The sequence below is a fragment of the Methylonatrum kenyense genome (assembly GCF_023195885.1).
GTDB lineage: Bacteria > Pseudomonadota > Gammaproteobacteria > Nitrococcales > Aquisalimonadaceae > Methylonatrum > Methylonatrum kenyense.
Map to the genome: position 1 here is coordinate 1 of NZ_JALPKO010000009.1, position 22,414 is coordinate 22,414.

Annotated in this window: 20 protein-coding genes; 6 read left to right on the forward strand and 14 right to left on the reverse strand. The window is 63.9% G+C overall.

From position 1 onward, the window contains the following. Nucleotides 1-3: 3 nt before the first annotated feature. The 3 genes from M0534_RS13830 (at nt 4) to M0534_RS10895 (ending at nt 3,267) form a co-directional block, all read left to right on the forward strand. Entirely contained in the window at nt 4-153 is a 150-nt protein-coding gene (locus M0534_RS13830) for a glycine cleavage T C-terminal barrel domain-containing protein (RefSeq protein ID WP_428348827.1), read from the forward strand. Nucleotides 154-175: 22 nt separating this feature from the next. After that, on the forward strand, nt 176-1,417 hold the full coding sequence (locus tag M0534_RS10890; RefSeq protein WP_248568460.1) for a hypothetical protein: 1,242 nt from the start codon (nt 176-178) through the stop codon (nt 1,415-1,417). Nucleotides 1,418-1,896: 479 nt separating this feature from the next. Continuing rightward, nucleotides 1,897-3,267, forward strand: coding sequence for an ammonium transporter (locus tag M0534_RS10895; protein ID WP_248568461.1), 1,371 nt, complete (start codon nt 1,897-1,899; stop codon nt 3,265-3,267). A 124-nt stretch (nt 3,268-3,391) separates the two neighbouring features. Here M0534_RS10895 and M0534_RS10900 read toward each other — a convergent pair whose 3' ends face one another. Further along, on the reverse strand, nt 3,392-3,547 hold the full coding sequence (locus tag M0534_RS10900; RefSeq protein ID WP_248568462.1) for a DUF1328 domain-containing protein: 156 nt from the start codon (nt 3,545-3,547) through the stop codon (nt 3,392-3,394). A 62-nt stretch (nt 3,548-3,609) separates the two neighbouring features. Continuing rightward, nucleotides 3,610-4,683, reverse strand: a complete 1,074-nt coding sequence (locus M0534_RS10905; RefSeq protein WP_248568463.1) for a hypothetical protein — start codon at nt 4,681-4,683, stop codon at nt 3,610-3,612. A gap of 118 nt (nt 4,684-4,801) precedes the next feature. Here M0534_RS10905 and M0534_RS10910 point away from each other — a divergent pair, with 118 nt between their 5' ends. Together M0534_RS10910 and M0534_RS10915 are read left to right on the forward strand one after the other, a co-directional pair. Beyond that, the gene (locus tag M0534_RS10910; RefSeq protein ID WP_248568464.1) at nt 4,802-6,184 is read left to right on the forward strand and encodes a hypothetical protein; all 1,383 of its coding nucleotides are present in this window, start codon (nt 4,802-4,804) and stop codon (nt 6,182-6,184) included. Between the two features lie 69 nt (nt 6,185-6,253). Next, nucleotides 6,254-6,913, forward strand: a complete 660-nt coding sequence (locus tag M0534_RS10915) for a rhomboid family intramembrane serine protease (protein WP_248568465.1) — start codon at nt 6,254-6,256, stop codon at nt 6,911-6,913. Nucleotides 6,914-7,138: 225 nt separating this feature from the next. On the opposite strand, the gene M0534_RS10920 is transcribed toward M0534_RS10915, so the two are convergent. The 3 genes from M0534_RS10920 to M0534_RS10930 all read right to left on the reverse strand — a co-directional run bounded on the left by M0534_RS10920 (nt 7,139) and on the right by M0534_RS10930 (nt 12,072). Continuing rightward, complete coding sequence (locus tag M0534_RS10920) at nt 7,139-10,237, reverse strand: efflux RND transporter permease subunit (RefSeq protein WP_248568466.1); 3,099 nt, start codon at nt 10,235-10,237, stop codon at nt 7,139-7,141. Further along, nucleotides 10,234-11,355: an efflux RND transporter periplasmic adaptor subunit gene (locus M0534_RS10925; RefSeq protein WP_248568467.1), complete on the reverse strand. Its 1,122-nt coding sequence runs from the start codon at nt 11,353-11,355 to the stop codon at nt 10,234-10,236. The genes M0534_RS10920 and M0534_RS10925 overlap by 4 nt, the downstream gene beginning before the upstream one ends. A gap of 72 nt (nt 11,356-11,427) precedes the next feature. Further along, nucleotides 11,428-12,072, reverse strand: a complete 645-nt coding sequence (locus M0534_RS10930; protein ID WP_248568468.1) for a TetR/AcrR family transcriptional regulator — start codon at nt 12,070-12,072, stop codon at nt 11,428-11,430. Between the two features lie 623 nt (nt 12,073-12,695). On the opposite strand from M0534_RS10930, the gene M0534_RS10935 reads away from it, so the two are divergent. Further along, on the forward strand, nt 12,696-13,292 hold the full coding sequence (locus M0534_RS10935) for a GNAT family N-acetyltransferase (RefSeq protein WP_248568567.1): 597 nt from the start codon (nt 12,696-12,698) through the stop codon (nt 13,290-13,292). Between the two features lie 125 nt (nt 13,293-13,417). On the opposite strand, the gene M0534_RS10940 is transcribed toward M0534_RS10935, so the two are convergent. From M0534_RS10940 to M0534_RS10980, 9 genes are all read right to left on the reverse strand, one after another. Beyond that, nucleotides 13,418-13,753 carry a hypothetical protein gene (locus tag M0534_RS10940; protein ID WP_248568469.1) on the reverse strand — a complete coding sequence of 112 codons (336 nt, stop codon included), beginning with the start codon at nt 13,751-13,753 and terminating at the stop codon, nt 13,418-13,420. After that, entirely contained in the window at nt 13,750-15,252 is a 1,503-nt protein-coding gene (locus M0534_RS10945) for a bifunctional aminoglycoside phosphotransferase/ATP-binding protein (protein ID WP_248568470.1), read from the reverse strand. The genes M0534_RS10940 and M0534_RS10945 overlap by 4 nt, the downstream gene beginning before the upstream one ends. A 24-nt stretch (nt 15,253-15,276) precedes the next feature. Next, nucleotides 15,277-16,101 (reverse strand): shikimate dehydrogenase, encoded by an 825-nt coding sequence (gene aroE, locus M0534_RS10950; protein WP_248568471.1) that lies wholly within the window; start codon nt 16,099-16,101, stop codon nt 15,277-15,279. Nucleotides 16,102-16,172: 71 nt separating this feature from the next. Then, a complete protein-coding gene (locus M0534_RS10955) occupies nt 16,173-17,423 on the reverse strand; it encodes an inorganic phosphate transporter (RefSeq protein ID WP_248568472.1) in 1,251 nt (416 codons plus the stop codon). A 48-nt stretch (nt 17,424-17,471) separates the two neighbouring features. Next, a complete protein-coding gene (locus M0534_RS10960) occupies nt 17,472-18,152 on the reverse strand; it encodes a TIGR00153 family protein (RefSeq protein WP_248568473.1) in 681 nt (226 codons plus the stop codon). A 150-nt stretch (nt 18,153-18,302) separates the two neighbouring features. Then, nucleotides 18,303-19,322 (reverse strand): porphobilinogen synthase, encoded by a 1,020-nt coding sequence (hemB, locus tag M0534_RS10965; RefSeq protein ID WP_248568474.1) that lies wholly within the window; start codon nt 19,320-19,322, stop codon nt 18,303-18,305. A 38-nt stretch (nt 19,323-19,360) separates the two neighbouring features. Beyond that, on the reverse strand, nt 19,361-19,795 hold the full coding sequence (locus M0534_RS10970) for a bis(5'-nucleosyl)-tetraphosphatase (protein WP_248568475.1): 435 nt from the start codon (nt 19,793-19,795) through the stop codon (nt 19,361-19,363). Continuing rightward, the gene (hemE, locus tag M0534_RS10975; RefSeq protein WP_248568476.1) at nt 19,792-20,886 is read right to left on the reverse strand and encodes a uroporphyrinogen decarboxylase; all 1,095 of its coding nucleotides are present in this window, start codon (nt 20,884-20,886) and stop codon (nt 19,792-19,794) included. The genes M0534_RS10970 and hemE overlap by 4 nt, the downstream gene beginning before the upstream one ends. 103 nt (nt 20,887-20,989) lie before the next feature. Continuing rightward, nucleotides 20,990-22,396: an FAD-dependent oxidoreductase gene (locus M0534_RS10980; RefSeq protein ID WP_248568477.1), complete on the reverse strand. Its 1,407-nt coding sequence runs from the start codon at nt 22,394-22,396 to the stop codon at nt 20,990-20,992. Nucleotides 22,397-22,414 lie beyond the last annotated feature (18 nt).

The window sequence follows — 22,414 nt, forward strand, 5'->3', positions numbered from 1 at the left end:
CTGATGCAGTCGCTGGCGCTGGTTCATCTGGACCATGGTGCTTCTGCCATTGGCACCGAGGTCGAGGTGGAAAGCGGTGGCAAGCGCTATGCCGCCCGTGTCGTACAGACGCCGTTTTACGATCCCATGCGTCTGCGAAGCACCTCCCGATAACAGCCGAGAGCGGAGAATTCCGATGAAAACGAACCAGAAATCAGTGACCGCAGGCGTTCTGGCCGGGGTTCTGCTCGCGCCGGTCCCGGCGCTGGCCGTGGACCGGGACGCGCCGACAGATGTGGACGCGATCAAGGCGCAACTGGAGGAGCTTCAGAGCCAGTTGGTGGAGTTGGAAGACCGGCAGGCCGAACGGGACGCTGAAGAAAGCACGGACGGCATTCGCTTCGGCGGCGCGGTGCGTCTCACCTACGCCTGGACCGATTGGGACGATCAGCAGAAGGATCGGGGTGGTGACTTCGATCTGGAGCACGTCGGCATCAATATGGATGGCTCCATCGGTGACGTCATCCTCAGTGCCCAGTGGCGGCGCTACAATGATTTCCAGGCCATTCGCTACGCCTGGGTCGGCTACGAGTTCACGGATCGGACGCACATGGAGCTGGGCATCACCCAGGTGCCGTTCGGCATCCTGCCGTTCTCCAGCCACAGCTTCTGGCTGGGTGGCACCTATTACGTGGGTTACGAGGACGACTACGACGCCGGTATCAAGCTGGAACACCGCCCCAATGATGACTGGACCTTCCACGCCGCGTTCTTCAAGAACTCGGAGTACACCAGTGGCCGGTCAGAACGTTACTCTTTTGACCTGGTCACCGATGGTGACGACGACCAGCAGAACCTGGAGACAAACCAGGTGAACCTGCGCGGTGAGCGGCACCTTGTGACCAGCGACGATTTCCGGGTGGACCTCGGTCTGAGCCTGCAGGGCGGCCAGATGTACAACCGGATCACCGAACGCAACGGCAGCCGTTTCGCCGGTGCCGTACACGCCGACGCGTACTACCGTGACTGGAATTTCCAGCTGCAGGGCGTGCGCTATCAATACAACCCGGAAAACCCGGATGGCGTGTCCAGCAGTTTCGTCCAGAAGGGGGCCTTCGGCTTCCCGTTCATGATGGCGGCACGTGCCAATGTCTACACGGCGAATATCGCCCGTTCGTTCGACATGAACCTGGGGCCGGTCAGCAATGTGACCTGCTACAACGACTTCACCTATATCGATCCGACGGTGAAGGATTCGTCGAACTCGATCCAGAACGTCACCGGATGTGCCATTACCGCGGGCGGCGTGCTGGCCTACGTCGACTGGATTGCCGGCAGGAACATGTGGTTCGTGAACGGTGATGGCATCGGTCTGGACGGCGACTCGGCGGGGAGCTGGAATTCCCGTTTCAACTTCAATGTCGGCTATTACTTCTGACAGTAGGCGGGAGATTAGCTTGAACCGATCAACGGCTCCCGCCCCCGGCAAAATGTGAGCAATGTCGGGCCTCCTTCCCGTTGATCGAAAGTGCGCGTGAGGCATCCTCCCGCACGTTTTTGCAACCGGCTCCCATGGAGCCGGTTTTTTTTCCTGCAATGTTCCTTCCGGAGTTCCCGGCCAGCGGTGACGGTTTGTCACATATTCGCGATCTGTCCCGGTGTCTTTCCCGGTTCTGCGACGCGGTCTCGACGCTGTTGCTTCCAGTCGCACGCGAAAAGCAGAATTTTTAATTTTAAAATCAGACTCCTGCCGCGTTTGGCATAGCTGATGCTTTTTCCCTCCGCCGTTTCCTTGCAAAGCCGTTTTCTCATTGTCGCGACAGAGCGGCGACGTGGAGGCGGTGACCGGGAACGCACCGGCAAGCCCTCCGGTGTGTAACCAGCGGCGCTCTCAAACGAGGACGGAGGAGACATCGAATGACACTTTCAACGACAGCCCAGTTCGCGGACCAGGTAACGCTCAGTTCCCTGGTCCAGAATCTGGTTTATGCCTCGGGCACGGTCGGCGCCATTTTTGTGGTCGTCGGTCTGCTCCTGATTGACGCCGGCATGGTTCGGCGGCGCAATCTGTTCAATGCCACCATCGAGAAAATGGTCGGCTTCTTCATCGGCTTTGCCACCTATTTCCTGATTGGCTTCGCCTTCTGGGCCAGCCAGTACTACATCATGGAAGGCTATACCCTCACCGATTCGATCAAGGACTGGTGGTTTGCCGGAGGCTTGGCCAACGAACTGGCACAGAACGTGGATCCGGCGGTCTTTCCGGGCCTGAACAACTTCCAGATCTTCGTCTTCTTCCTCGCCTGCTTTGCCGGCATCATCAACGTGCTGCTGCACTTCTCGGTGTCCGAGCGGATGAAGGCGAGCGCCTATTACATCTGTGCCTTCGTCGCCACCATCGTGTCCTCGATCCTGAGCTGGCTGACCTGGGGCTCGGTCGGTCCGCTGACCAACCCGGGCTTCCACGACTTCTTCGGCGTCGGTTTCGTCTACATCTTCCCGGCCGGCATGGCCCTGGTGCTGGCGCGCAAGGTGGGTGCCCGTCCGGGCATGTTCAGTCCGCACCCGAAGGTTGCCGGCTATCATCCGCCGAGCATCGGTCTGGCAGCTGCAGGCATGATGACGATTTTCGCCGGGCTGCCGATGGTGATCCTGTCCTGCCTGTTCTTCTTTGATCCGGAGGCCCTGGCGGTGAGCATCACGATGGCGGACTCCAGTGTGGGCATCGCCTTCAACAACTATGGTGTCGCCTGGGCCGGTGGCGCCCTGATGGGCGCGGCTATCGCCTATAGCACCGGCAAGTACAGCTATCTGCTGCTCGGCCCGCTGGCCGGCTATGTGGCCGGTGCATCCGGCTTCGACGTCTATGTGCCGTGGCAGATGTTCCTGGTCGCGCTGGGCGCGCCGCTGGTCGCCTACGCGGTCTACGAGTTCACGCTGAAAATGAAGATCGACGAGCACAAGCTGATCCCGCTGTTCATCGGCGCCGGCTCCTACGGCCTGCTGATGCTGGGGATCCTCAAGGCGGGTACGCCACGGGGTGGCTATCTTGGCATTGAGGAAGGCGCATTCGCCTTCCAGCATGGCGAGATCAGCTTCCTGATGCAGCTTGCTGGCGTTGCCGTATGTATCGGCCTGGGGGTCATCACTGCCATGGTGCTGGCCTTTGTGCTTGAGCGCACGATTGGTTTGCGGGTCTCGGAAGATGCGCAGGCGGACGGGCTCGACAAGTCGTTGTGGGGGATTACCACCGATGTGGATACCACGGCGGATCGCTTGAAGGCCTGACCCGCGGGTTCCTGCCCGTTGCCAAAAAGCCCGATCGGTCCGCAGACCGGTCGGGCTTTTTCTGTACAGCACACGCCATTCGTGTGTTGGCGGCCGCGTGCCCGCAGCCGTTCCGATGCACGGCTCAGCGCTTCTCGAGAATCAGCACCGAGAGCCAGCCGAGCGAGGCGAGCAGGAAGACCGCCTGCGCCAGCCCGGAATAGATTCCCGCCAGACCTGTGAATCCGGCTGCGCCCGTGACCGCCGCGAGGATGAACAGTGCAATCTTGATTGGCCCCATTGGTGCGTGCCCTTCAGCAAACCGCCAACTATACCGTCCCACGGGGAACGCTGGTTGATGTGCTAGTCACGGACGCGCCAGCGCAGCATCCCCAGCAGGAAGGCCCCCAGGCCGAGCAGGATGCCACTGAACAGGATCAGGGGCAGCCGCATCGCCGGTGCCACCGGCTGAAACCGATACACGGATCCGGCCGCGGCCCAGAGATCGTCGTTCTTGATTGCCAGGTGCGAGACGCTGCCGTCGAGTCCGGGCGGTCCCACGGCCAGACGTTCCAGGCCGCCACGGGTCTCCAGCCAGTTGTCACGGGGGATCAGACGAACCTGTACCACGCCGTCATCCGTCGCACCGAGCAGCATCGGCGTGTCCGGTTCCCGGTCATCGATCAGCAGGTCCAGGTAGCGGGTGTCGCGATCGGCGCTGCCGTGCAACGCGCGCCAGGCAGCACCGGTTTCCGCCTGCCAGTAGACGCCCTGGTCGGTGCCGGCCAGCAGAATGCCGTTCGCGGTCTCGGCGAAGGCGAACACGTTTACCGGATCAGACAGTCCGTCGCGATTGGCACGCCAGCTGGCGTCGGCCCCGGTGCGCGACCAGATACCCTCGCCGATGGTGCCGGCGTGCTGGTGTCCGGCCTGGTCCTGCCAGACGCGATAGACCTGTGGCTCGGCAAGTTGCTCCTGCAAACCGGTATCCTGCCAGCCGTCTTCGGTGAATTGCAGCACGCCCAAGGCGCCGCCGGCCAGCAGGCTGGTGTCGAATGCACGGATGTCGGAGATCCGCCCGTCGACCGCATCCACCCGACCGTTCAGGTCGAACAGACCGTCCGGCGCGGCAATCAGCAGCCGGTCCTCATGCAGGCCCAGCCGGGTTACCGCCCGATCGCCGGGAACATTTCCGTAGGGCTGCCAACCGTCGTCGTGCAGCCAGATACGACCGGACTGGGTGCCCATCAGCAGGCGGTCGTCAGCGGTGACAAGCAGTGCCGCCGCGTGTTCTTCCAGCGCCGGATCGTCGGGCATCCAGGCCGGTCGGTGCGGCAGCAGCGCGGTGATCACGATCAGCGCCACGGCGCCGACCATCAGGCCGGCACCGAGGCCCGGCAGCAATGCTGCCTTGAGGTCGTTGTCAGCGTTCGTCACAGTGGATGAGAACCATTGCTCAGTTCCGGAAATTGTTGCTGGCGCGACCCGGCAACGGTCAGTAAAACGGTGCCGACAACGAGAGCCGCCAGATCGGTCAGGCGGTCGCGGAGTGGGCATGCGCTGGTACAACACGAGCGGTTCAGGATCTCGCGCCCGGCGCGCGGGTCAACGCTGGTCTGCAGTCCTGGTCGTCCTGCTTGCGTTCGCCGGCGAGGCCCTGACAGCCTCCGCCGATCTCAGCCTGCTTGACGATGCCGTACGCCTGTCTCCCCTGACCCTGCAGCGTGAGACTGTCGGCGTGCAGATGCAAACCCCCGACATGGGTGGTGAACGCTGGCGCAGCCGGATGCTCTGGCTGCAGGGTCGTGCCGCCAACGATCCACTTGGCATGTCCGGCCAATTCGAGGGCGGTGCCTGGCAGGTCCGGCACGACCGCTACGGTTCCTACGCGGTCAACCTGGCTCAATTGCGGCCGGAGTTGATGCTCAGCAGCGACCTGCCCGAGCAACGTGTCGCCAGCATGACCGGCAATCGTCGCTTTGCCATGGGCGACCGGCAGGTCACGCTGGGCGCCGAGATGGCCATGCTCCGGCAGACGGATCAGGGGGATAACTGGCGGCCGCACAGCGGCGCCGGCTACGGCCTCGATCTGCAGGCCAGGGAGCTGCACCGGCCGCTACAATACCGCTTGCGGGCCGAGCGCTTCGGTCGCCATTTCGAGCCGGTCACGGCGCGGCGTTCGCCCGGACAGCGCTACGCCAACCGTGACGGCATACAGTTCGATTCCCGTTATGGATCCGCTGCGGAGCTGCAGTTGCATGCCGGCTATTCCTGGCAGCGCCGGTACCCATTGCGCGGGCCCGTGACCGCGCAGGCCTGGCATACGGGTCTGCGCCTGCCCGGAAACGTCCTGTCGCGGATTCCGGTCCGGCAGGACTGGCGCTGGCGGCACCAGCAGCGAAGTAACGGGTCGGGGACGGTGGCGAGCCGGAGTCGCGAACTGCGGTGGAGCGGAGCCTTGTCCCATCCTGGCCCGGTTGCCGGATCCACGCGTCTGCAGCTCCGCTGGTATGCGCTGGACGATCAGGCCAGCGGCCGGCTGAGCCGGCGCAGCAGGCAGCTGCAACTGGACCACAGCCGCCAGTATCGCTTTGCCGGCATGCGACTCCAGGCGGGGCCCGGGTTCGACTATCGGGTGCAACACGGTTTCGGCGCAATCGAGCGCCTGGATCCCACGTTTCGCGTCAATCTCAGTGGCCGGGCACACCGCCTTGCGGCACGACTTGGTACCCATACCATGGCAAGCCATCCGTCGGATTCGGTGATCAGCGTCTATGGCTTGCGGCTGAATTACCGTTACCGGCTGCACACGCACATGCTGGGTCTCGCGTATGATCACGCGCTACACGACCAGCGCCACGACGCCTCAATGGATCTCTGGCGAGCCGGCCTGTACTGGCGCTACGGCTTTCGCCTGGGCGGCGACCTGAATTCCTGAACCGACCACTGCGCCGGCTGTCGACAGGGTGCGGCCCTGGCACCATGCCACCAACCGGATGTGCGACGCATGCAGGACGAGCTTGCAGACCAACGCCCCTCGCTGTTGCCGCCAGTCGTCACCTGGCTGCTGGTGATCAACGGCCTGATATTCCTGGCCCAGGGTGTGGCCCATTCACCGTTGTTGATGAACTTCGCGCTCTGGCCGCTCGGGTCCGGCGGCAGCGTGCTGACCACGGACGGCATGCAGAGTGTGCCCGGTTTCCAGGTCTGGCAGCTCGTGACCTACGGCTTCCTGCATGGCGGAACCCTGCACCTGTTCCTGAACATGTTCGCCCTGTGGATGTTCGGTGTGCCGCTTGAGCACCGCTGGGGCTCGCGACGCTTTCTGACCTATTTCCTGGTCTGCGTGATCGGCGCCGGTCTGATTCAGCTGGTGGTCGCCAGCCAGGCGGGCGAGACCTACCCCACGGTCGGTGCCTCGGGCGGGGTGTTCGGTATTCTGCTCGGCTTCGGCATGCTGTTCCCGAATCAGCGGCTGATGTTGTTGTTCCCGCCGATTCCGATCAAGGCCAAGTATTTCGTGATCTTCTACGGCGCCTTCGAGCTATGGGCCGGGATCACCGGCACGCTGGCCGGCATCGCCCACTTCGCCCATCTCGGCGGGATGCTGTTCGGCTTCCTGATGATCCAGTACTGGAGCCGGAGCTTTCCGTTCCGTCGGATATGACAGCGCGAAAAATTCGAGATCCTAAGTTGTGTTACCTCCGACCCGGTCGGGGCAACAGCCGTTCCACTACGGAAACGCTGTAAACCCGTCGATGGGCGCTCGACGGCCGCGTCCGTGCGGCCGACGTTCCTCCGTGGAAAGCCTGTCCCCCCGACCTGCTGGCCGGCCAAGCCGCGTGAATCGAACCGATAGAAGGTGCCCCCAGGCTCGGACGCCCGTTCGGTATCAGCCGCCCTCGGTGACCGAGGTGTGGCCCTGATGCCGGCGCTGGAGCCGGTTCTTCAGGCGCTGGAAGCCGTTTTCCGCCAACGAGTAGGACGCCGGGATGACCACCAGGGTGAGCAGCATCGACGAGATCATGCCGCTGATGATGGCGACGGCCAGCGGTCCCTGGGTTTCGGCGCCGGCACCGGCGCCCATGGCAGCCGGCAGCATGGCCAGTATCAGGGTCAGTGAGGTCATCAGGATCGGTCGCAGCCGGATCGGACAGGCCTCTTCCAGCGCCTCGTCCACGCTCAGGCCGCGCTTGTCGCGATACTGGTTGGTCAGGTCAACCAGCAGGATGCCGTTCTTGGTGACCAGGCCGATCAGCAACACCAGGCCGATCATCGAGTAGATGTTCAGCGTGTGGCCGAAAAGCCAGAGGCCGAGCACGCCGCCGACCATGGCCAACGGCAAGGCAGCGAGAATGATCAGTGGCTGCAGGAAGGAATTGAACTGGCTGCCGAGCACCATGTAGACCAGCACCGTCGCGACCACGACCACGAACACGATTGCCGCCGCGGTGCGCTCAAACTCCTCGGACTGGCCCACCAGGTTGAGTGAATAACCCAGCGGTAGGATGTCATCGGCCTCGGCACGCACGCCGTCCACGGCCTCGGCCAGTGGCACCGTGGGGTTGGCGTAGAACTGCGCGGCGAACTCCAGATCGTAGCGGCCGATCACCGAGGGTCCGAGTTCGGTGTCGAACTGTGCCAGGTTGTCCAGCCGGACCATGTCTCCCTCCGGGGACCGCAGGAAAATCCGGCGCAGATCATCGGCGCTCTCGAAACTGCTGGCCGCTGCCTTGAGGCGGATATCGTAGCGTTCACCGTCACCGGGATCGTCGTTGTAGCGGGCCACGTCGATGCCGCCGGCCAGCACGTTCGCCGCGCGAGCCACTTCGAAGGTGCTCAGGCCCAGGCTGCGGGTGCGGTCGCGGTCCACGTTCAGTACCAGTTCCGGCTGGTCCAGGTTCAGGTCCAGGTCCAGCGTCGCGATCTGGTCGCTGCCGCGCAGCCGGCGTTCCAGCTCCTCGGACAGGCGCGCGACTTCGTCCAGATCCGGACCGGCGATGTTGAATTGCAGCGGCTCGCCACGCTGGCCGCCGATCAGGGGAATCACCGAGGCGAAGGCGCGTGCGCCGGTCATCTCGCCCAGTCGCTCCTGTACCGCGTCCATGATCTGTCGCTGATGCAGCTCACGCTGCTCCCGCGGGTCCAGCCGGACGAAAGCGATGCCCTCGCTGACCTGGCCGTCGTCACCGAGGCCGATGGCGGTGAAGAACGTGCTGACGCCTTCCTGCTCGTCCAGGGTCTGCTCGATAAAGCGCAGCTTTTCGTCGCTGTAATCGATGCTCGAGCCCAGCGGTGTCTGCAGGACGATCAGGAACTGTCCCTCGTCTTCCTCGGGCGAGAATTCGCCGCCCAGGTCGCCAAGCAGGCTGCCAACGCCGACGGTTATTGCGGCGGCCACGGCCAGGGTGCTCCAGCGGAAGCGCAGCACCTTCCGCAGCAACCAGCGATAGCCGCGTTCCAGGCCGCGGAAGCCGCTTTCCAGCAGGTTGTAGACCCGGCCGTGCTGCTCGGGTACCGACAGGAAACGGGCGCAGAGCATCGGCGTCAGGGTCAGCGCCACCAGGCTGGAGGCCAGCACGCCGAGGGCGACGACCACGGCGAAGGATTCGAAGAAGCGGCCGATGATGCCGTCCATGAACAGCACGGGCAGGAAGATCGCGATCAGCGACAGCGTGGTCGCGATAATCGCGAAGAACACCTCATTGGAACCGGTGATCGCGCCCTCCACCGGATCGCGGATGCCGTTCTCCCGATGCCGGAAGATGTTCTCCAGCACCACGATCGAGTCGTCGACCACGACGCCGATCAGCAGCAGCATGGCGAGCATGGTCATGCTGTTCAGCGTGTAGCCGAAGAAGTAGATGGTGGCGACGATCGCCGCCAAAGAAATCGGCACCGACAGCACCACGATCAGCGTCGAGCGCAGGTTCTTCAGGAACAGCCAGAGCACGAGTCCGGCAAAAAGGATCGCCAGTGCGATGGTCTGGTACAGCGTGTCGATCATTTCGAGGATGAACACGGACTGGTCCGAGGCGATATTGATCTCCATCCCCGGAGGCAGTTGCGGCCGTATTTCCTCGTCCAGTCGTCGTTCCACGTCGTCGATGATCGCCACCGTGTTGGTGCCGGAGACCTTGACCACACCCAGGCCAACCGTGGGCTCGCCGTTGAACCGGGCCAGGGTTCGCGGGTCCTCCAGGCCATCCACCACTTCGGCCACGTCGCGCAGCCGGATCAGCGCGCCGTTGTCGGAGGCGACAATCAGTTCCTCCAGCGCCCAGGGCTGGTGGTATTCCATGTCAAGCTTGATCAGCCGTTCGCTGCGGCCCGACACCAGGAAGCCGCCGGGTAACTGGAAGTGCTCGTTCTCGAAGGCGTTGAGCAGATCCTGCACCGTGAGGTTGTAGGCGGACAGCCGGTCCGGGTCGATCTCCACGCGAATGTTGCGCTCCAGGCCACCGCCCAGCCGCACCTCACCGACGCCGTTGATGTTCTCAAGCTGCGGCCGCACCGTGTTGCGGGCGTAGACGCTGAGTTGCTGCACGGTACGGTCGCCCTGCACGGCCAGCCACATGATCGGCTGCGCATCGGTCTCGACCTTGCGGATGATTGGTGCCTCGGCGTCCTCCGGCAGGTCCTGGCGGATCTCGTTGACCTTCGCCTGTACCTCGTTGAAGGCGATGTCGACGTCCTTCTCCAGGTCAAAGGTGATGTTCACCACCGAAGTGCCGGGCGTGGACGTGGAACTGATGTCGTCGATGCCGGGCACCGTGTTCACCGCCCGTTCCACCACCGAGGTGATGGAGGCATCGATGATGTCCGGATCGGCGCCCTGCTGGGTGACGATCACGGTGATGACCGGGAAATCGATGTTGGGAATGCGGTCGGTGCCCACCTGCTGATAGCCGATCACACCGAACAGTACGAGCACCGCACTCAGCATCACGGCCAGCACATGGCGGCGGATCGACAGCTCGGGGAGGGTCATCGGGTGGCGTCCGCGTCGTCTGCCTCGTCGACCTCGTCGTCATCGTCGGCGATCCGGACCTTGGCACCATCGGACAGGAATCCGGCGCCGTCTACGGCCACGGCGTCGCCGTCGTCGACACCATCGAGGATCTCGGTGCGGTCGCGGCCGCGGCGGCCGACTTCCACCTCGCGGGCATGGGCCTTGTTATCCTCGATGACATACACCACCTCGCCCGCCGGACGCTGCACGATGGCAGCGGTCGGCACCACGACCCCGTCACGCGAGATCACCACCACATCGGCATTCACGCTGCCGCCTTCGCGCCAGCCGCCGGGGTTCTCGATATTGACGATGGCCTCCACGGTTCGACTGCCGCCCATCAGCCCGGGCCGTAGTTCGCGGATGGTGCCTCCGACTTCCTGATCACCGCTTAACGGCGCGCGCATGCGGGCGATCTGGCCGGTCTCCAGGCGTTGCGAGGCGGTTTCCGGGTAGGGCAGACGCACCTGCAGCAGATCCTGGCTGAGCAGCCGGAACAACGCCTCACCGACAGCCACATAGTCGCCGTCGGAGACGTTCCGCTCATCGACTTCGGCGTCCACCGGGGCCTCGATGCGTGTCTTGCGCAGATCCCTTTCGGCGCTGTCGAGCTGGACCTGGGCGGCCTGCAGTTGCTCGCGGCTGGCCTCCAGTTCCGACTCCAGACCATCCACCGTGGACTGGGTGACGAAGCCGTCCTCAAGCAACTCGCGATTGCGGACCAGTTCCCGTTCCTGATTGCGGATGCTGACTTCCAGTCGGCGGATCTCGGTCGCCGCCGAGGCCCGCGCCAGTTGATAGGGCTCCGGGTCGATCTCCAGCAGCAGCTCGCCACGCTCGACCCGGTCACCGGCATCCACGTGCACATCGGTGATCTGGCCGCTGACTTCGGAGGCGATATTGGGCGTGGTGCGCGAGGTGATCCTGCCGATGGTCCGCTCGAGGATCTCCACCGTCTCGGTACGGGCCGTTTCCGTCGTGATCAGCACGGCGTCTGCTCCGGGCTGATTCTCTTCGCTGCTACTGTCGCCATTGTCGCCGCAGGCGACCAGCAGCGAGGCAAGGCATGGCAGCAACGCGAGTCGGAGCCGGGACATGGCGGCAAGCACCTCATGCGGATTGCGTCGGGTGGTGTGGAGCAGGCAGTGACCGAAGCTGATCGGTCGGGTTCAGTCCGGCCTGTGGTCGCGGCTGGTGGTCGCGTCAAGCAGATCGATCAGTGCTGCGCTGAAGGCGGCCGGGTCGTCCGCGCGGAAGCGGTCCGAGATCTGGTCGACCACGCCGCGGAGCCGGAAAAAAATGAAATTTGCGCCGATGATGGTCATTGCCAGCACCGTTGGGTCGACATCCTCCGCCAGCCGATGTTCCGCCTGCAGGTTTTCCAGATTTCCGATCAGCTTGCGAAAGCCCTCGACGACATTGGCTTCCGCCAGCGTGCGCTGGGCATTGTCCGGCGTGCTCATCATCTGCCGCATGAACAGGTTGACCGAGTGCGGGTCACGCAGCATCAAGGCCAGGTTTTCGCGGATGAACAGTTCCAGGCGACAGCGGGGCGGCTGGCCGCATTCGCGCAACACCTCCACCACCTCTTCGAACATGTCGGAGCTGTCACCGAGTACCGCCTTGTAAAGTCCCATCTTGTTGCTGAAATGATGGAACACATTGGCCTTGCTGACCCGGGCGCGCTCCGCCACATCCCGTATCGACACGCCGTCATAGCCACGTTCGGCGAACAGTGTGCGCGCCGCATGGACGATCCGGTCTGCGGCACCCCGTCGGGCCAGCGGGTCGGAGCCAGAAACAGCAGTCGACATCGGAAGTGCTCGCGTTAGAGGGCTGATCGCTCGGTCAGGTGACGCTAGCAGGATCGGCAAGTTTGGCGCAAGTCGCCATCATCCGGCGGATTGTGCCTAGTCCAAGCTGCGCCAATCGCGGTCTGCTTGGACGATCCCGGACCGCAAACTGTAAGCTTGGGAAACGCTGAATTATTCGCACGCCTGCATTGGAGTCCGCATTTTTCTCCGAGGCAAGGCGCGCTGCGCAGCGCCGCAGTCATTCTGCGGTCAAGCAGCGCAACGCAGGAGTCGGGAAAAATGCGGCCCAACCGGAGGCAAGCATGCACCGTCGCACGCCACCCCGGGTAGCACCACTACCCGAGGCGACCTGCTCCTGGCCAGTCGAAAGAACGGCACACGAGCGCGGCGGCGTGGGACGGTGCATGCTTGCCAGTGACCCGGCCGGTTTTGGCCCCTGGCTGTGTTGCGCCACCGGCCCGGTAGCTCAAGCTACCGAACCGGCACCGCGCCTTGCCAGATGACCAAAACCGGTCTCGGGCGCAGACGCGGGAATAAATCAGTGTTTCCCTCGGCCAGCGTGGGAATCGCTCCGTGCTTGCTTCGTCACAAACCGCAGAGAATTCGGAGACTGCCGACTGATGATGACCGACACGCCACGATTGCTGAGCCTCAGTGGCCAAGAAATCAACCCGTACCTGGATGCCCTTGCCAGTCTGCGCATCGAGGTATTCCGGGAGTTTCCGTATCTGTATGACGGCGACCACGCATACGAGGAACGCTATCTGAAAACCTACGCGGCCTCACCGCGCAGCGTGTTCATCGTCGCCCTGACCGGTGACGAGGTGATCGGCGTTGCCACCGGCCTGCCGATGGCCGATGAGACCGAGGAGTTCAAGCGGCCCTTCGTCGAGCAGGGCTACGATGTCGACAGCATCTTTTATTTCGGCGAGTCGGTGTTGCGCAGCCAGTGGCGCGGTCAGGGTATCGGTGTTGCCTTCATCGACGGTCGCGAGGCCTTTGCCCGCGAGAAGGGTTTCCGGACCACGGTATTCTGTGCCGTGCAGCGACCCGAGGACCACCCGGCGCGGCCGGCCGACCATGTGCCGCTGGACCGCTTCTGGGAAAACCGGGGCTATCGCCGCCAACCCGCCCTACAGACCACCTATCGCTGGCGCGACGTTGGCGACACAGAGGAAACCGACAAGCCGATGATGTTCTGGATGAAGGAACTGGACTGAAAAGCGCCTTCAGCGCTTTTCAGTGAGTTTTCAGGCTTCAGTGTTCAGACAAACATTCGGCTTCGGGGTGGGCGTTACAGGTCTGCACTGTCTGAACACTGAACACTGAAACCTTCCTTCTTGCCTTACATTCCCCCCACCAACACAAGAAACGCGACGATCCCGGTCAGCGCGTGCAATGCGACAAGACCCAGGAACGGGGGCTCGTCGCGGCGGTGTACCGCGAGCATGAAAACGCCGCCGATGGCGGTGAGCAGGAACAGGAAGAAGGCGCTGTTGAACCACAGATTTTCCGGGCCGGTGAAGACCCGGTAGCCGAGCAGGCTGATGGCGGCGATGGCACCGCCGCCATGCACCGCCGGTATCATCCTGCCGAGACGACCGCGTTTCGTGCCCAACCAGGCAAGGCTGGCACCGAGGGCAATGGCGAGCGTGAACAAGGCGACAATCGCGGCGTTCATGGCGTTTCCGTCCCCGGCCGGATTCGATGCTGGCGTTCTTCGTCCGAGGGCCGCTCGAATTGCTGTAGCTGGAAGTCCAGCACCGCCGCATCCGCTTCCGACGGATCGCGGCCTTTTGCGGCCCGCAGTTGCAGCCGCTGGCGCAGGGTCTGCTGCGGAGCATCACAGTACAGCAGGCGCCAGGGGCAGCCGTGGCTCGCGGCCAGCTGACGAAAGCGGTCGCGTTCCGTGCGTTTCAGACAGGCGGCGTCAACAATCACGCTCCAGCCGGCTGCCAGCAGTTGCCCGGCCTTGGCCGCCAACGCCGTGTAGGTGGCACGCCCGGCATCCTGACCGTAGAGTGCGCCGGCCACCGGCGAGTCGGTGCGGGCCAGTGCGTCCAGGCCGAACAGACGTTTCCGTTCCACATCTGACCGCAGCCGAATCGCGCCGATCTCCTCGGCCAGCGCCAGGGCGGCAGTGGACTTGCCGCTGGCTGACAGACCGCAGGTGGTGATCAGCTGCGGCGCCTGTGGCTGGCAGTACCGCTCGGCCAGTTCCAGATAACGATCACGCCGCGCGACACTGGCCTGCCGCTGCGCCGCCGGTCGACTCTGATCGTTCAGGTTGATCGTGTGAATCTTGGCCCGGATCAGCGCCCGGTAGCACTGGAAAAGCCGCAGATCGGTGACCCCGGCGTGATCGCCGCTGACATCCAGATAGCGGTTGAGAAAGCGCGTTGCCAGTGGCGAGGCGCCGCGGTCATCCAGATCCATCAGCAGAAAGGCGATGTCCGCCATCACGTCCATCCAGCGCAGGCGGGCATCGAACTCGATACAGTCGAAGGCAACCGCACGGTCATCAATCAGGGCGATGTTTTCCAGATGTAGATCACCGTGTCCTTCGCGTACCAGGCCGGCGGCAAGCCGTCGCCGCAGCCGCTGGCGTAAGGCCGGTATGGTGCCAAGGAGGTAGCTGGTGACGGATTCGGGTACCTTTGCACCAAGTCCTTCCAGTTGTTGCAGATTGGCCAATAGGGGCTCGATCAGCGGTTCAGGGTCGGCCAGCCAGTCCGGCAGTTCGGCGCTGGCGGCCTCGTTGTGAAACGCGGCGATGGTCTCGGCCAGTTGCTCCAGATGCTCCGGTGCCAGTTCGCCGCGCGGGAGTACCCGGTCCAGCCGTTGCTGCTGCGAGAAACGGCTCATGCGGACCGCATAATCCAGCACCTTGCCGGTACCGTCGAGCTGGGGCGCCTCCAGCTGGCCGGTCAGCCGGACCACGGCCTGATAGATGGACGGCGCCAGCCGGCGATTCAGCCGCAACTCGTCCTCGCAGGCAATCCGGCGGCGGTCCAGGCCAGTGAAGTCCAGAAAGCCCAGGTCGAGCGGCTTCTTCAGCTTGAACACCAGGCCATTGGCCAGCAGTAGACTGGAAATGTGGGTTTCTATGCGGTCGACCGATGGGTGTTCGGCAGCGAGCTGTGCTGCAAGACCGTCCACCAGCCGGCGGTGCCAGGTCATTGACTCGGGCTCGTGCATCATCGCTCAGGCCAGGTCGGCGCGCAGAGCGGCAATCACCGGTGCCGTTTGTGGCCGGACACCACGCCACAGAAAGAATGACTCCGCCGCCTGCTCCACCAGCATGCCAAGGCCGTCGATGACGGTCGTCGCGCCTTGTTCCACGGCCCAGCGCTGAAAGGCGCTGCGCTCCGCACCGTAGGCCATTTCCTGCACCGCACCACCGTCGGCGAGCAGACCGTCCGGGAGCGTGGGCATCTCGCCCGATAGCCCGGCCGAGGTACCGTTGATGATCAGGTCGAACGGCCGCTCGGCGGCAAGATCCTGGAACGACAAGGCGTGGCGGGTCACGCCATGGCACAGCGGCAGCAAGCCCTCGGCCTTGCTTACGGTGCGGTTGGCAATCACCAGTTCCAGCGGAAGTTGTTCCACCAGGGGCAGCAGGATGCCGCGCACGGCACCGCCTGCGCCGAGGACCAGGATCCGTTTTCCACGCAGGACCAGGTCGTGATTGACGGTCAGGTCACGCAGCAGCCCGACGCCGTCGGTGTTGTCGCCCTCGAGGCGGCCGTCCGCCAGCCGGATCAGGGTGTTCACGGCGGCCGCATGGTCTGCTCGCGCAGTGCGCACATCCGCCAGATGCCAGGCTTCCTGCTTGAACGGTACCGTGACATTCAGACCGCAGCCGCCGTCAGCAAGGAATGCCTGCACGGTTGCGTCAAAATTGTCGTTGTTGGCTTCCAGGCGTCCATATTCCAGTGCCTCGCCGGTCTGCTCGGCGAAGCGGGCATGGATAAATGGCGAGCGACTGTGCGCGACGGGGTTGCCGATAACGGCGTACTGATCGGTCATGGAGTCTCCATGGACGGAACGACGGGTCCGCCGAGCATAGAGTGCCTGGCGGCCACGGTTCAACGCGCTGATCAGCCGAAGATCAGCATCAGTACCTGGAAGAAGATGATCGCGAGGATGCCGCCCGCCGGCAGGGTCACGATCCAGGACAGGAAGATGCTGCGGACCACGGACAGGTTCAGCGCCGCGATACCGCGTGCCAGGCCGACACCGAGCACCGCGCCGACCAGGGTGTGGGTGGTGGAGACCGGAATGCCCAGCCCGGATGCGGTGACCACGGTACCGGCGGCAGCCAGCTCGCAGGTGAAGCCGCGGCTGGGCGTGAGCTGGGTGATTTCCTTGCCGACCGTGGCGATCACCCGGTAGCCGAGCGTCAGCAGACCAATGACGATACCGCAGGCGCCGAGCAGCAGGACCCAGGTCGGCACCGCGGCCTGGGCGGTGACTTCGCCGCTTTGCACCACCGACAGCACTGCCGCCACCGGACCAATGGCATTGGCAACGTCGTTGGAGCCGTGGGCAAATGCCATGGCGCAGGCGGTCACCACCATCAGCACGGCGAAGATGCGCTCGACGTTGGCGTAGTGAAAACGGCGGTCCAGGCGCGGATCGATCGGAATGCGGTTGATCACCACCTTGCCGCCAACGGCGAGTACCGCGCCGATGACAAACGCGATGGTGTAGGACTGCGGGATGGTCAGATCCAGCCCGACGTGAGTCAGACCCTTCATCAGGGTCATCAGCGACATGATGAAACCGGTCAGAAAGATGTACAGCGGCACATAGCGCCGTGCCTCGCTGATCGGATCGCGGCGGTCAAGGATCAGCCACTGCACGCTGCGGAACAACAGGTAGGCTGCAACCCCGGCGAGCAGCGGCGAGATCACCCAGCTCATCGCGATCGAGCCGACCACCGGCCATTGCACGGCACCCCAGCCCAGCCCGGCGATGGCAAAGCCGACGATGGCACCGACAATGGAGTGCGTGGTCGAGACCGGCCAGCCCATGCGCGAGGCGATGGCCAGCCAGGTGCCGGCGGCAAGCAGTGCCGCCAGCATGCCGAAGATCAGTTGCTCCGGTCTGCCCTCCAGCAGGCCAACCTCGATGATGCCGGAGCGTATCGTGTTGGTGACCTCGCCGCCGGCCAGCACCGCGCCGGCGAACTCGAAAATCGCGGCGATGATCACCGCCTGCTTGATGGTCAAGACCCGCGAACCCACCGAGGTGGCCATTGCGTTGGCCACGTCGTTGGCGCCGATCCCCCAGGCCATGAACAGGCCGAAGATGGCCGCCAGGATCAGATAAATCAGTCCGTATTCCATCAGCCCTTCATGCCTTTGAAGTCGTTACCGATATGTCCGAGCAGGCGGCTATTTGGCGAGGGTCATCTGCAGCCGGGAACCAACCCGCTCCGCGAGATCGGCGAGGCCGCCGATCTGCTCGATGACGCGGTAGAGGAACATCACATGAACCGGCGGCAGCGACTGCTCCTGCTCCAGCAGGAGGGCGCGCAGCTTGATCTGCAGGTTGTCGGTTTCCTTCTCCACCCGGTCCAGCTCTTCCAGCAGCGCCTCGACCACCTCCACCTCCGAGCCGCGGAATCCGGTCTCAACCAGCTCGTCAAGCTCGTCAACGGTCTTCTTGGCCTGGCGTGCCGCGTCCACCGAGCGGTCGACAAATTCCATGAAGGGTTTGACGATCGCGGGCGGCAGTGTCATGCGCCGTCCCAGCACCAGGCCGGCCACGTCCTTGGCCTTGTTCGCGATCTTGTCCTGCAGCCGCAGCAGGTCCAGCAGGTCGCGGCGATCCACGGGCAGGAACAGGGTGCGCGGCAGGTCCATGCGCAGCGCTTGTTTCATCGCGTCCGCCTCGTCTTCCAGTCGGGCGATCTCCGTGTAGACGTCTCCGACTGCGGCGAAATCCTCGCGGCCCGCCGCCTCGAACAGCGGCCGAAGCTGCTCGGCGCACTGCACCACTTTGGTGACATGCTCCTGCAGCGGCCGTATCGGCGAGCTGCCAAAGATTCCGGAGAAGTAGCTTTTACCAATCATCGCGCTGCGCCTGTCACAAAGTGCCATGGAATTGCCACAAAGGGCGGGAGTATAGGCGAAACCCGGGCGCTGCCCAAAGCACCGGCGAGTCGACCTGCGGTGAGTGCGGTGACAGCTCGTCACTCGCCGGTCGAGGGTACCGATGCCGGATCAGTGACCGTTTACCTCGCGCAGCCAGCGCGCCGCGCGCACCGCGAAGTAGCTGAGAATGGCGTCGGCCCCGGCGCGCTTGAATCCGCTCAGGGCTTCCAGCACACAATCGCGCTCATCCAGCCAGCCCTGCGCCGCTGCCGCCATCAACATGGCATATTCACCGCTGACCTGGTAGGCCATGGTCGGTACGCCGAACTCGTCCTTCACCCGGCGGATGATGTCCAGATAGGGCAGGCCCGGCTTGACCATGATCATGTCGGCACCTTCTTGGAGGTCGAGCGCCACTTCGCGCAGGGCCTCGTTGCTGTTCGCCGGATCCATCTGATAGCTGTGCTTGCCACCGCCGCCCAGATTGCCGGCCGAGCCAACCGCATCGCGGAACGGGCCATAGAAGCTGGAGGCATACTTGGCGGCGTAGGAGAGGATGCGGACATTGTGGAAATCCGCGGCTTCCAGGGACTCGCGGATGGCACCGATGCGGCCGTCCATCATGTCGGACGGGGCAACCACATCGGCGCCGGCCTCGGCGTGGCAGAGCGCCTGCCGCACAAGTACGTCGACGGTGGCATCGTTGACCACATAGCCGCTGCCGTCGATCAAGCCATCCTGGCCGTGACTGGTGTAGGGGTCCAGCGCCACATCCGTGATTACGCCCAGTTCAGGAAAATGTTCCTTGATGCTGCGGACCACCCGCGGCACCATCCCGTCCGGGTTCCAGGCCTCGCGCGCGTCCTCGCTCTTGCGGTCGGCGGCAATCACCGGGAACAGGGCGATGGCGGGGATGCCGAGCTCGGTTACGGTCTTCAGTTCCTGCAGCAGCAGATCCAGGCTGAGACGTTCGATGCCCGGCATCGAGGCCACCGCCTCGCGCCGGTTGTCACCCTCGAGCACGAACATCGGATAGATCAGGTCATCGGCGCTCAGTCGGTGTTCCCGCATCAGCCGGCGGGAGAACACATCGCGCCGCATCCGGCGCATGCGAATACCGGGGTAATCGGGGCTCACGGCTCTACTCATGACAAGGCTCCAGTATGGCGTCGTCGGACCCGGAGTGCTCAGTCCTGACGGAGGCGGTGTTCGGCCCATTCCAGCACGCGCCGGACTCGCGGAGAGGCGAGCGTGTGTGCGGTCGGGAAGTTGACCCAGCGGTAATCCTGATGCTCGGGTCTGCCCAGCTCCGGATTCACGCCGAGCACGACCTCACGGGTCGCGGTGCGCGCCAGGTAATAGCGCGCGATTTTTCCCTGTGCGTATGGCCCGGTCTCGACAAAGTCCTCGCCGAAGGCGAACTCCAGATCGGTGATGCCGGTTTCCTCTTCCACTTCTCGCAGTGCACCCTGCAGCGGCGTCTCGCCAGGTTCAACCTGGCCCTTCGGGGAATCCCAGTACTGATAGGCGCGAAGCAGCAGGCAGCGCCAGTCATCCGCCTCGAACCGCACTACCACCACGCCGGCGGAGAGAGTTCGGATGCGGCGGCGGCGTTGGGTCATGGTGTCTGCTCTAAACCGTCCTGATGGTATGCGGGGCTGAGTTCGTGCACGGCGTCAATCATGGCGCCGGCATGTTCGGGCCTGACCTCGGGATGGATGCCATGGCCCAGGTTGAAAACGTGACCACTGCCATGACCGAAACTCGCCAGGGTTTCCGCGACCTTCTCGCGGATGGTCTCTGGAGAAGCATAGAGCACGCTGGGGTCCAGATTGCCCTGCAGCGCGACGCGTTCACCAACGCGCCGCCGCGCATCCCCCAGGTTCTGGGTCCAGTCTATGCCCAGGCCGTGGGCGCCGGAATCCACCATTGACTCCAGCCATGCCCCGCCGTTCTTGGTGAAAAAGACCACTGGCACCTCACGGCCGTCGTAGCGGCGATGCAGTCCGGCGATGATACGGCTGGCGTAATGCAGCGAGAATTCGCGGTAGGTCTCCGGGGTCAGCACACCGCCCCAGGTATCGAAAATCATCAGTGCCTGTGCCCCGGCCTCGATCTGGGCATTGAGATAGGCGGTTACCGAATCCGCCAGCACGCCGAGCAGATGGTGCATCAGGTCCGGTCGGTCGTAGAGCATGGCCTTGCAGTGGGCGAAATTCTTGCTGGAGCCGCCCTCCACCATGTAGGTGGCCAGGGTCCACGGGCTTCCGGTAAAGCCGATCAGCGGCACCCGGCCCTTCAACGCGCTGCGAATGGTGCTCACCGCGTCGGTGACGTAATGCAACTCGCCGGCCGGATCCGGGACAGCCAGCGCCTTGACTGCGCGCTCATCCCGGACCGGCCGCTTGAATTTCGGTCCTTCTCCCTGGGCGAAGTACAGGCCCAGACCCATGGCATCCGGAATGGTCAGGATGTCGGAGAACAGGATCGCGGCGTCCAGCGGGAAACGTTCCAGCGGTTGCAGCGTGACCTCACAGGCCAGTTCGGTGTTCTTGCACAGGTCCAGGAAGCTGCCGGCCCGGGCCCGTGTCTGCCGGTATTCCGGCAGGTATCGGCCCGCCTGCCGCATCATCCAGACGGGCGTGCGCTCGGTCGGCTGCCGCAACAAGGCACGAAGCAGGAGGTCGTTCTGGAGTTCGCTGGATGCCGTCACGGATGATCCTTGTGGGTTACAGAGAACGGAAAAGGCCGGGACATTCCGGATCCCGACCTTCCCATAAGACATAAAACCTAAAACCGTTTAACGTTTAGGTGCGTCAGACCCCGAGATAATTCAGGATGCCCTTGGCCGCTTCACGCCCCTCGTAAACGGCGGTCACCACCAGATCCGAACCGCGCACCATGTCGCCGCCGCTGAAGATCTTCGGGTTCGCGGTCTGGCCGAACAATTGCTCGTCCTTGCGAATGGTGACCCGGTCCCGGTCGTCCACATCGATGTTGTGCTCACCGAACCAGTCAGCCGGGCTGGGCCGGAAACCGAAGGCGATGATGACCCGATCTGCCGGGACCACCTCCTCGGTGCCGGGAACAGCCTCGGGCCGCCGGCGTCCACGCTCGTCGGGCTCGCCGAGCTGGGTGGTCACGACCTTGACGCCTTCCACCTTGCCGTCGCCGACGATTTCCACTGGCTGACGGTTCCAGAGGAATTCGACACCTTCCTCCTTGGCGTTCATGACCTCGCGGCGGGAACCGGGCATGTTTTCCTCGTCCCGGCGGTAGGCGCAGGTGACGCTGGTGGCGCCCTGGCGCACCGAGGTGCGGTTGCAGTCCATTGCCGTATCGCCGCCGCCGAGCACCACCACCCGCTGGCCACGCATGTCGATGAATTCGGACGGGTCCTTCTCGTAACCCAGTTCCCGGTTGATGTTGGCCACCAGGAACGGCAGCGCCTCGTACACTCCCGGAAGATCCTCGCCGGGGAAGCCGCCGCGCATGTAGGTGTAGGTCCCCATGCCAAGGAACACGGCATCGTAGTCGTCCAGCAACTGCTGGAACGGGATGTCCTCGCCGATGGTGACGCCCAGGCGGAATTCCACACCCATGCCTTCAAGCACCTCGCGGCGGGTGCGGACGATGTGCTTCTCCAGCTTGAACGGCGGGATGCCGAAGGTCAGCAGACCACCGATCTCCGGGTACTTGTCGAACACCACCGGCTTGACGCCGTTACGGACCAGGATGTCGGCGGCACCGATGCCGGCCGGGCCGGCGCCGACCACGGCCACTTTCTTGTCGGTCTTGACCACGCCGGACAGGTCCGGCCGCCAGCCGGCCTTGAATGCCTCGTCGGTGATGTAGCGTTCGATGGAGCCGATGGTCACCGCGCCGAAGCCGTCGTTCAGCGTGCAGGCACCCTCGCAGAGCCGATCCTGCGGGCAGACCCGGCCGCACATCTCCGGCAGCGAATTGGTCCGGTGCGACAGCTCGGCTGCCTCGAACAGATTGCCCTCGGCCACCAGCTGGAGCCAGTTCGGGATGTAGTTATGGACCGGGCATTTCCATTCGCAGTAGGGATTGCCGCAATCCAGGCAGCGATCCGACTGCGACTGGGCGGTTTCCTTCTCGAAGTTGCCGTAGATCTCGCCAAACTTGCGGATGCGGACCTGGACCGGTTCCTTCTCCGGATCCTGCCGCGGGACTTCGATGAATTGAAAATTGTTACCCATGAGCTCTCGTCAAAACTG

What these genes read in the sequence shown, in the direction of transcription:
- M0534_RS10925 (WP_248568467.1), bottom strand. Translation starts at nt 11,355, where the DNA reads ATGTCCCGGCTCCGACTCGCGTTGCTGCCATGCCTTGCCTCGCTGCTG.
- M0534_RS10920 (WP_248568466.1), bottom strand. Translation starts at nt 10,237, where the DNA reads ATGACCCTCCCCGAGCTGTCGATCCGCCGCCATGTGCTGGCCGTGATG.
- M0534_RS10890 (WP_248568460.1), top strand. Translation starts at nt 176, where the DNA reads ATGAAAACGAACCAGAAATCAGTGACCGCAGGCGTTCTGGCCGGGGTT.
- M0534_RS10930 (WP_248568468.1), bottom strand. Translation starts at nt 12,072, where the DNA reads ATGTCGACTGCTGTTTCTGGCTCCGACCCGCTGGCCCGACGGGGTGCC.
- hemB (WP_248568474.1), bottom strand. Translation starts at nt 19,322, where the DNA reads ATGAGTAGAGCCGTGAGCCCCGATTACCCCGGTATTCGCATGCGCCGG.
- M0534_RS10935 (WP_248568567.1), top strand. Translation starts at nt 12,696, where the DNA reads ATGACCGACACGCCACGATTGCTGAGCCTCAGTGGCCAAGAAATCAAC.
- M0534_RS10945 (WP_248568470.1), bottom strand. Translation starts at nt 15,252, where the DNA reads ATGACCTGGCACCGCCGGCTGGTGGACGGTCTTGCAGCACAGCTCGCT.
- M0534_RS10955 (WP_248568472.1), bottom strand. Translation starts at nt 17,423, where the DNA reads ATGGAATACGGACTGATTTATCTGATCCTGGCGGCCATCTTCGGCCTG.
- M0534_RS13830 (WP_428348827.1), top strand. Translation starts at nt 4, where the DNA reads ATGCAGTCGCTGGCGCTGGTTCATCTGGACCATGGTGCTTCTGCCATT.
- M0534_RS10980 (WP_248568477.1), bottom strand. Translation starts at nt 22,396, where the DNA reads ATGGGTAACAATTTTCAATTCATCGAAGTCCCGCGGCAGGATCCGGAG.
- M0534_RS10910 (WP_248568464.1), top strand. Translation starts at nt 4,802, where the DNA reads ATGCGCTGGTACAACACGAGCGGTTCAGGATCTCGCGCCCGGCGCGCG.
- M0534_RS10970 (WP_248568475.1), bottom strand. Translation starts at nt 19,795, where the DNA reads ATGACCCAACGCCGCCGCCGCATCCGAACTCTCTCCGCCGGCGTGGTG.
- M0534_RS10900 (WP_248568462.1), bottom strand. Translation starts at nt 3,547, where the DNA reads ATGGGGCCAATCAAGATTGCACTGTTCATCCTCGCGGCGGTCACGGGC.
- M0534_RS10960 (WP_248568473.1), bottom strand. Translation starts at nt 18,152, where the DNA reads ATGATTGGTAAAAGCTACTTCTCCGGAATCTTTGGCAGCTCGCCGATA.
- M0534_RS10940 (WP_248568469.1), bottom strand. Translation starts at nt 13,753, where the DNA reads ATGAACGCCGCGATTGTCGCCTTGTTCACGCTCGCCATTGCCCTCGGT.
- aroE (WP_248568471.1), bottom strand. Translation starts at nt 16,101, where the DNA reads ATGACCGATCAGTACGCCGTTATCGGCAACCCCGTCGCGCACAGTCGC.
- M0534_RS10895 (WP_248568461.1), top strand. Translation starts at nt 1,897, where the DNA reads ATGACACTTTCAACGACAGCCCAGTTCGCGGACCAGGTAACGCTCAGT.
- M0534_RS10915 (WP_248568465.1), top strand. Translation starts at nt 6,254, where the DNA reads ATGCAGGACGAGCTTGCAGACCAACGCCCCTCGCTGTTGCCGCCAGTC.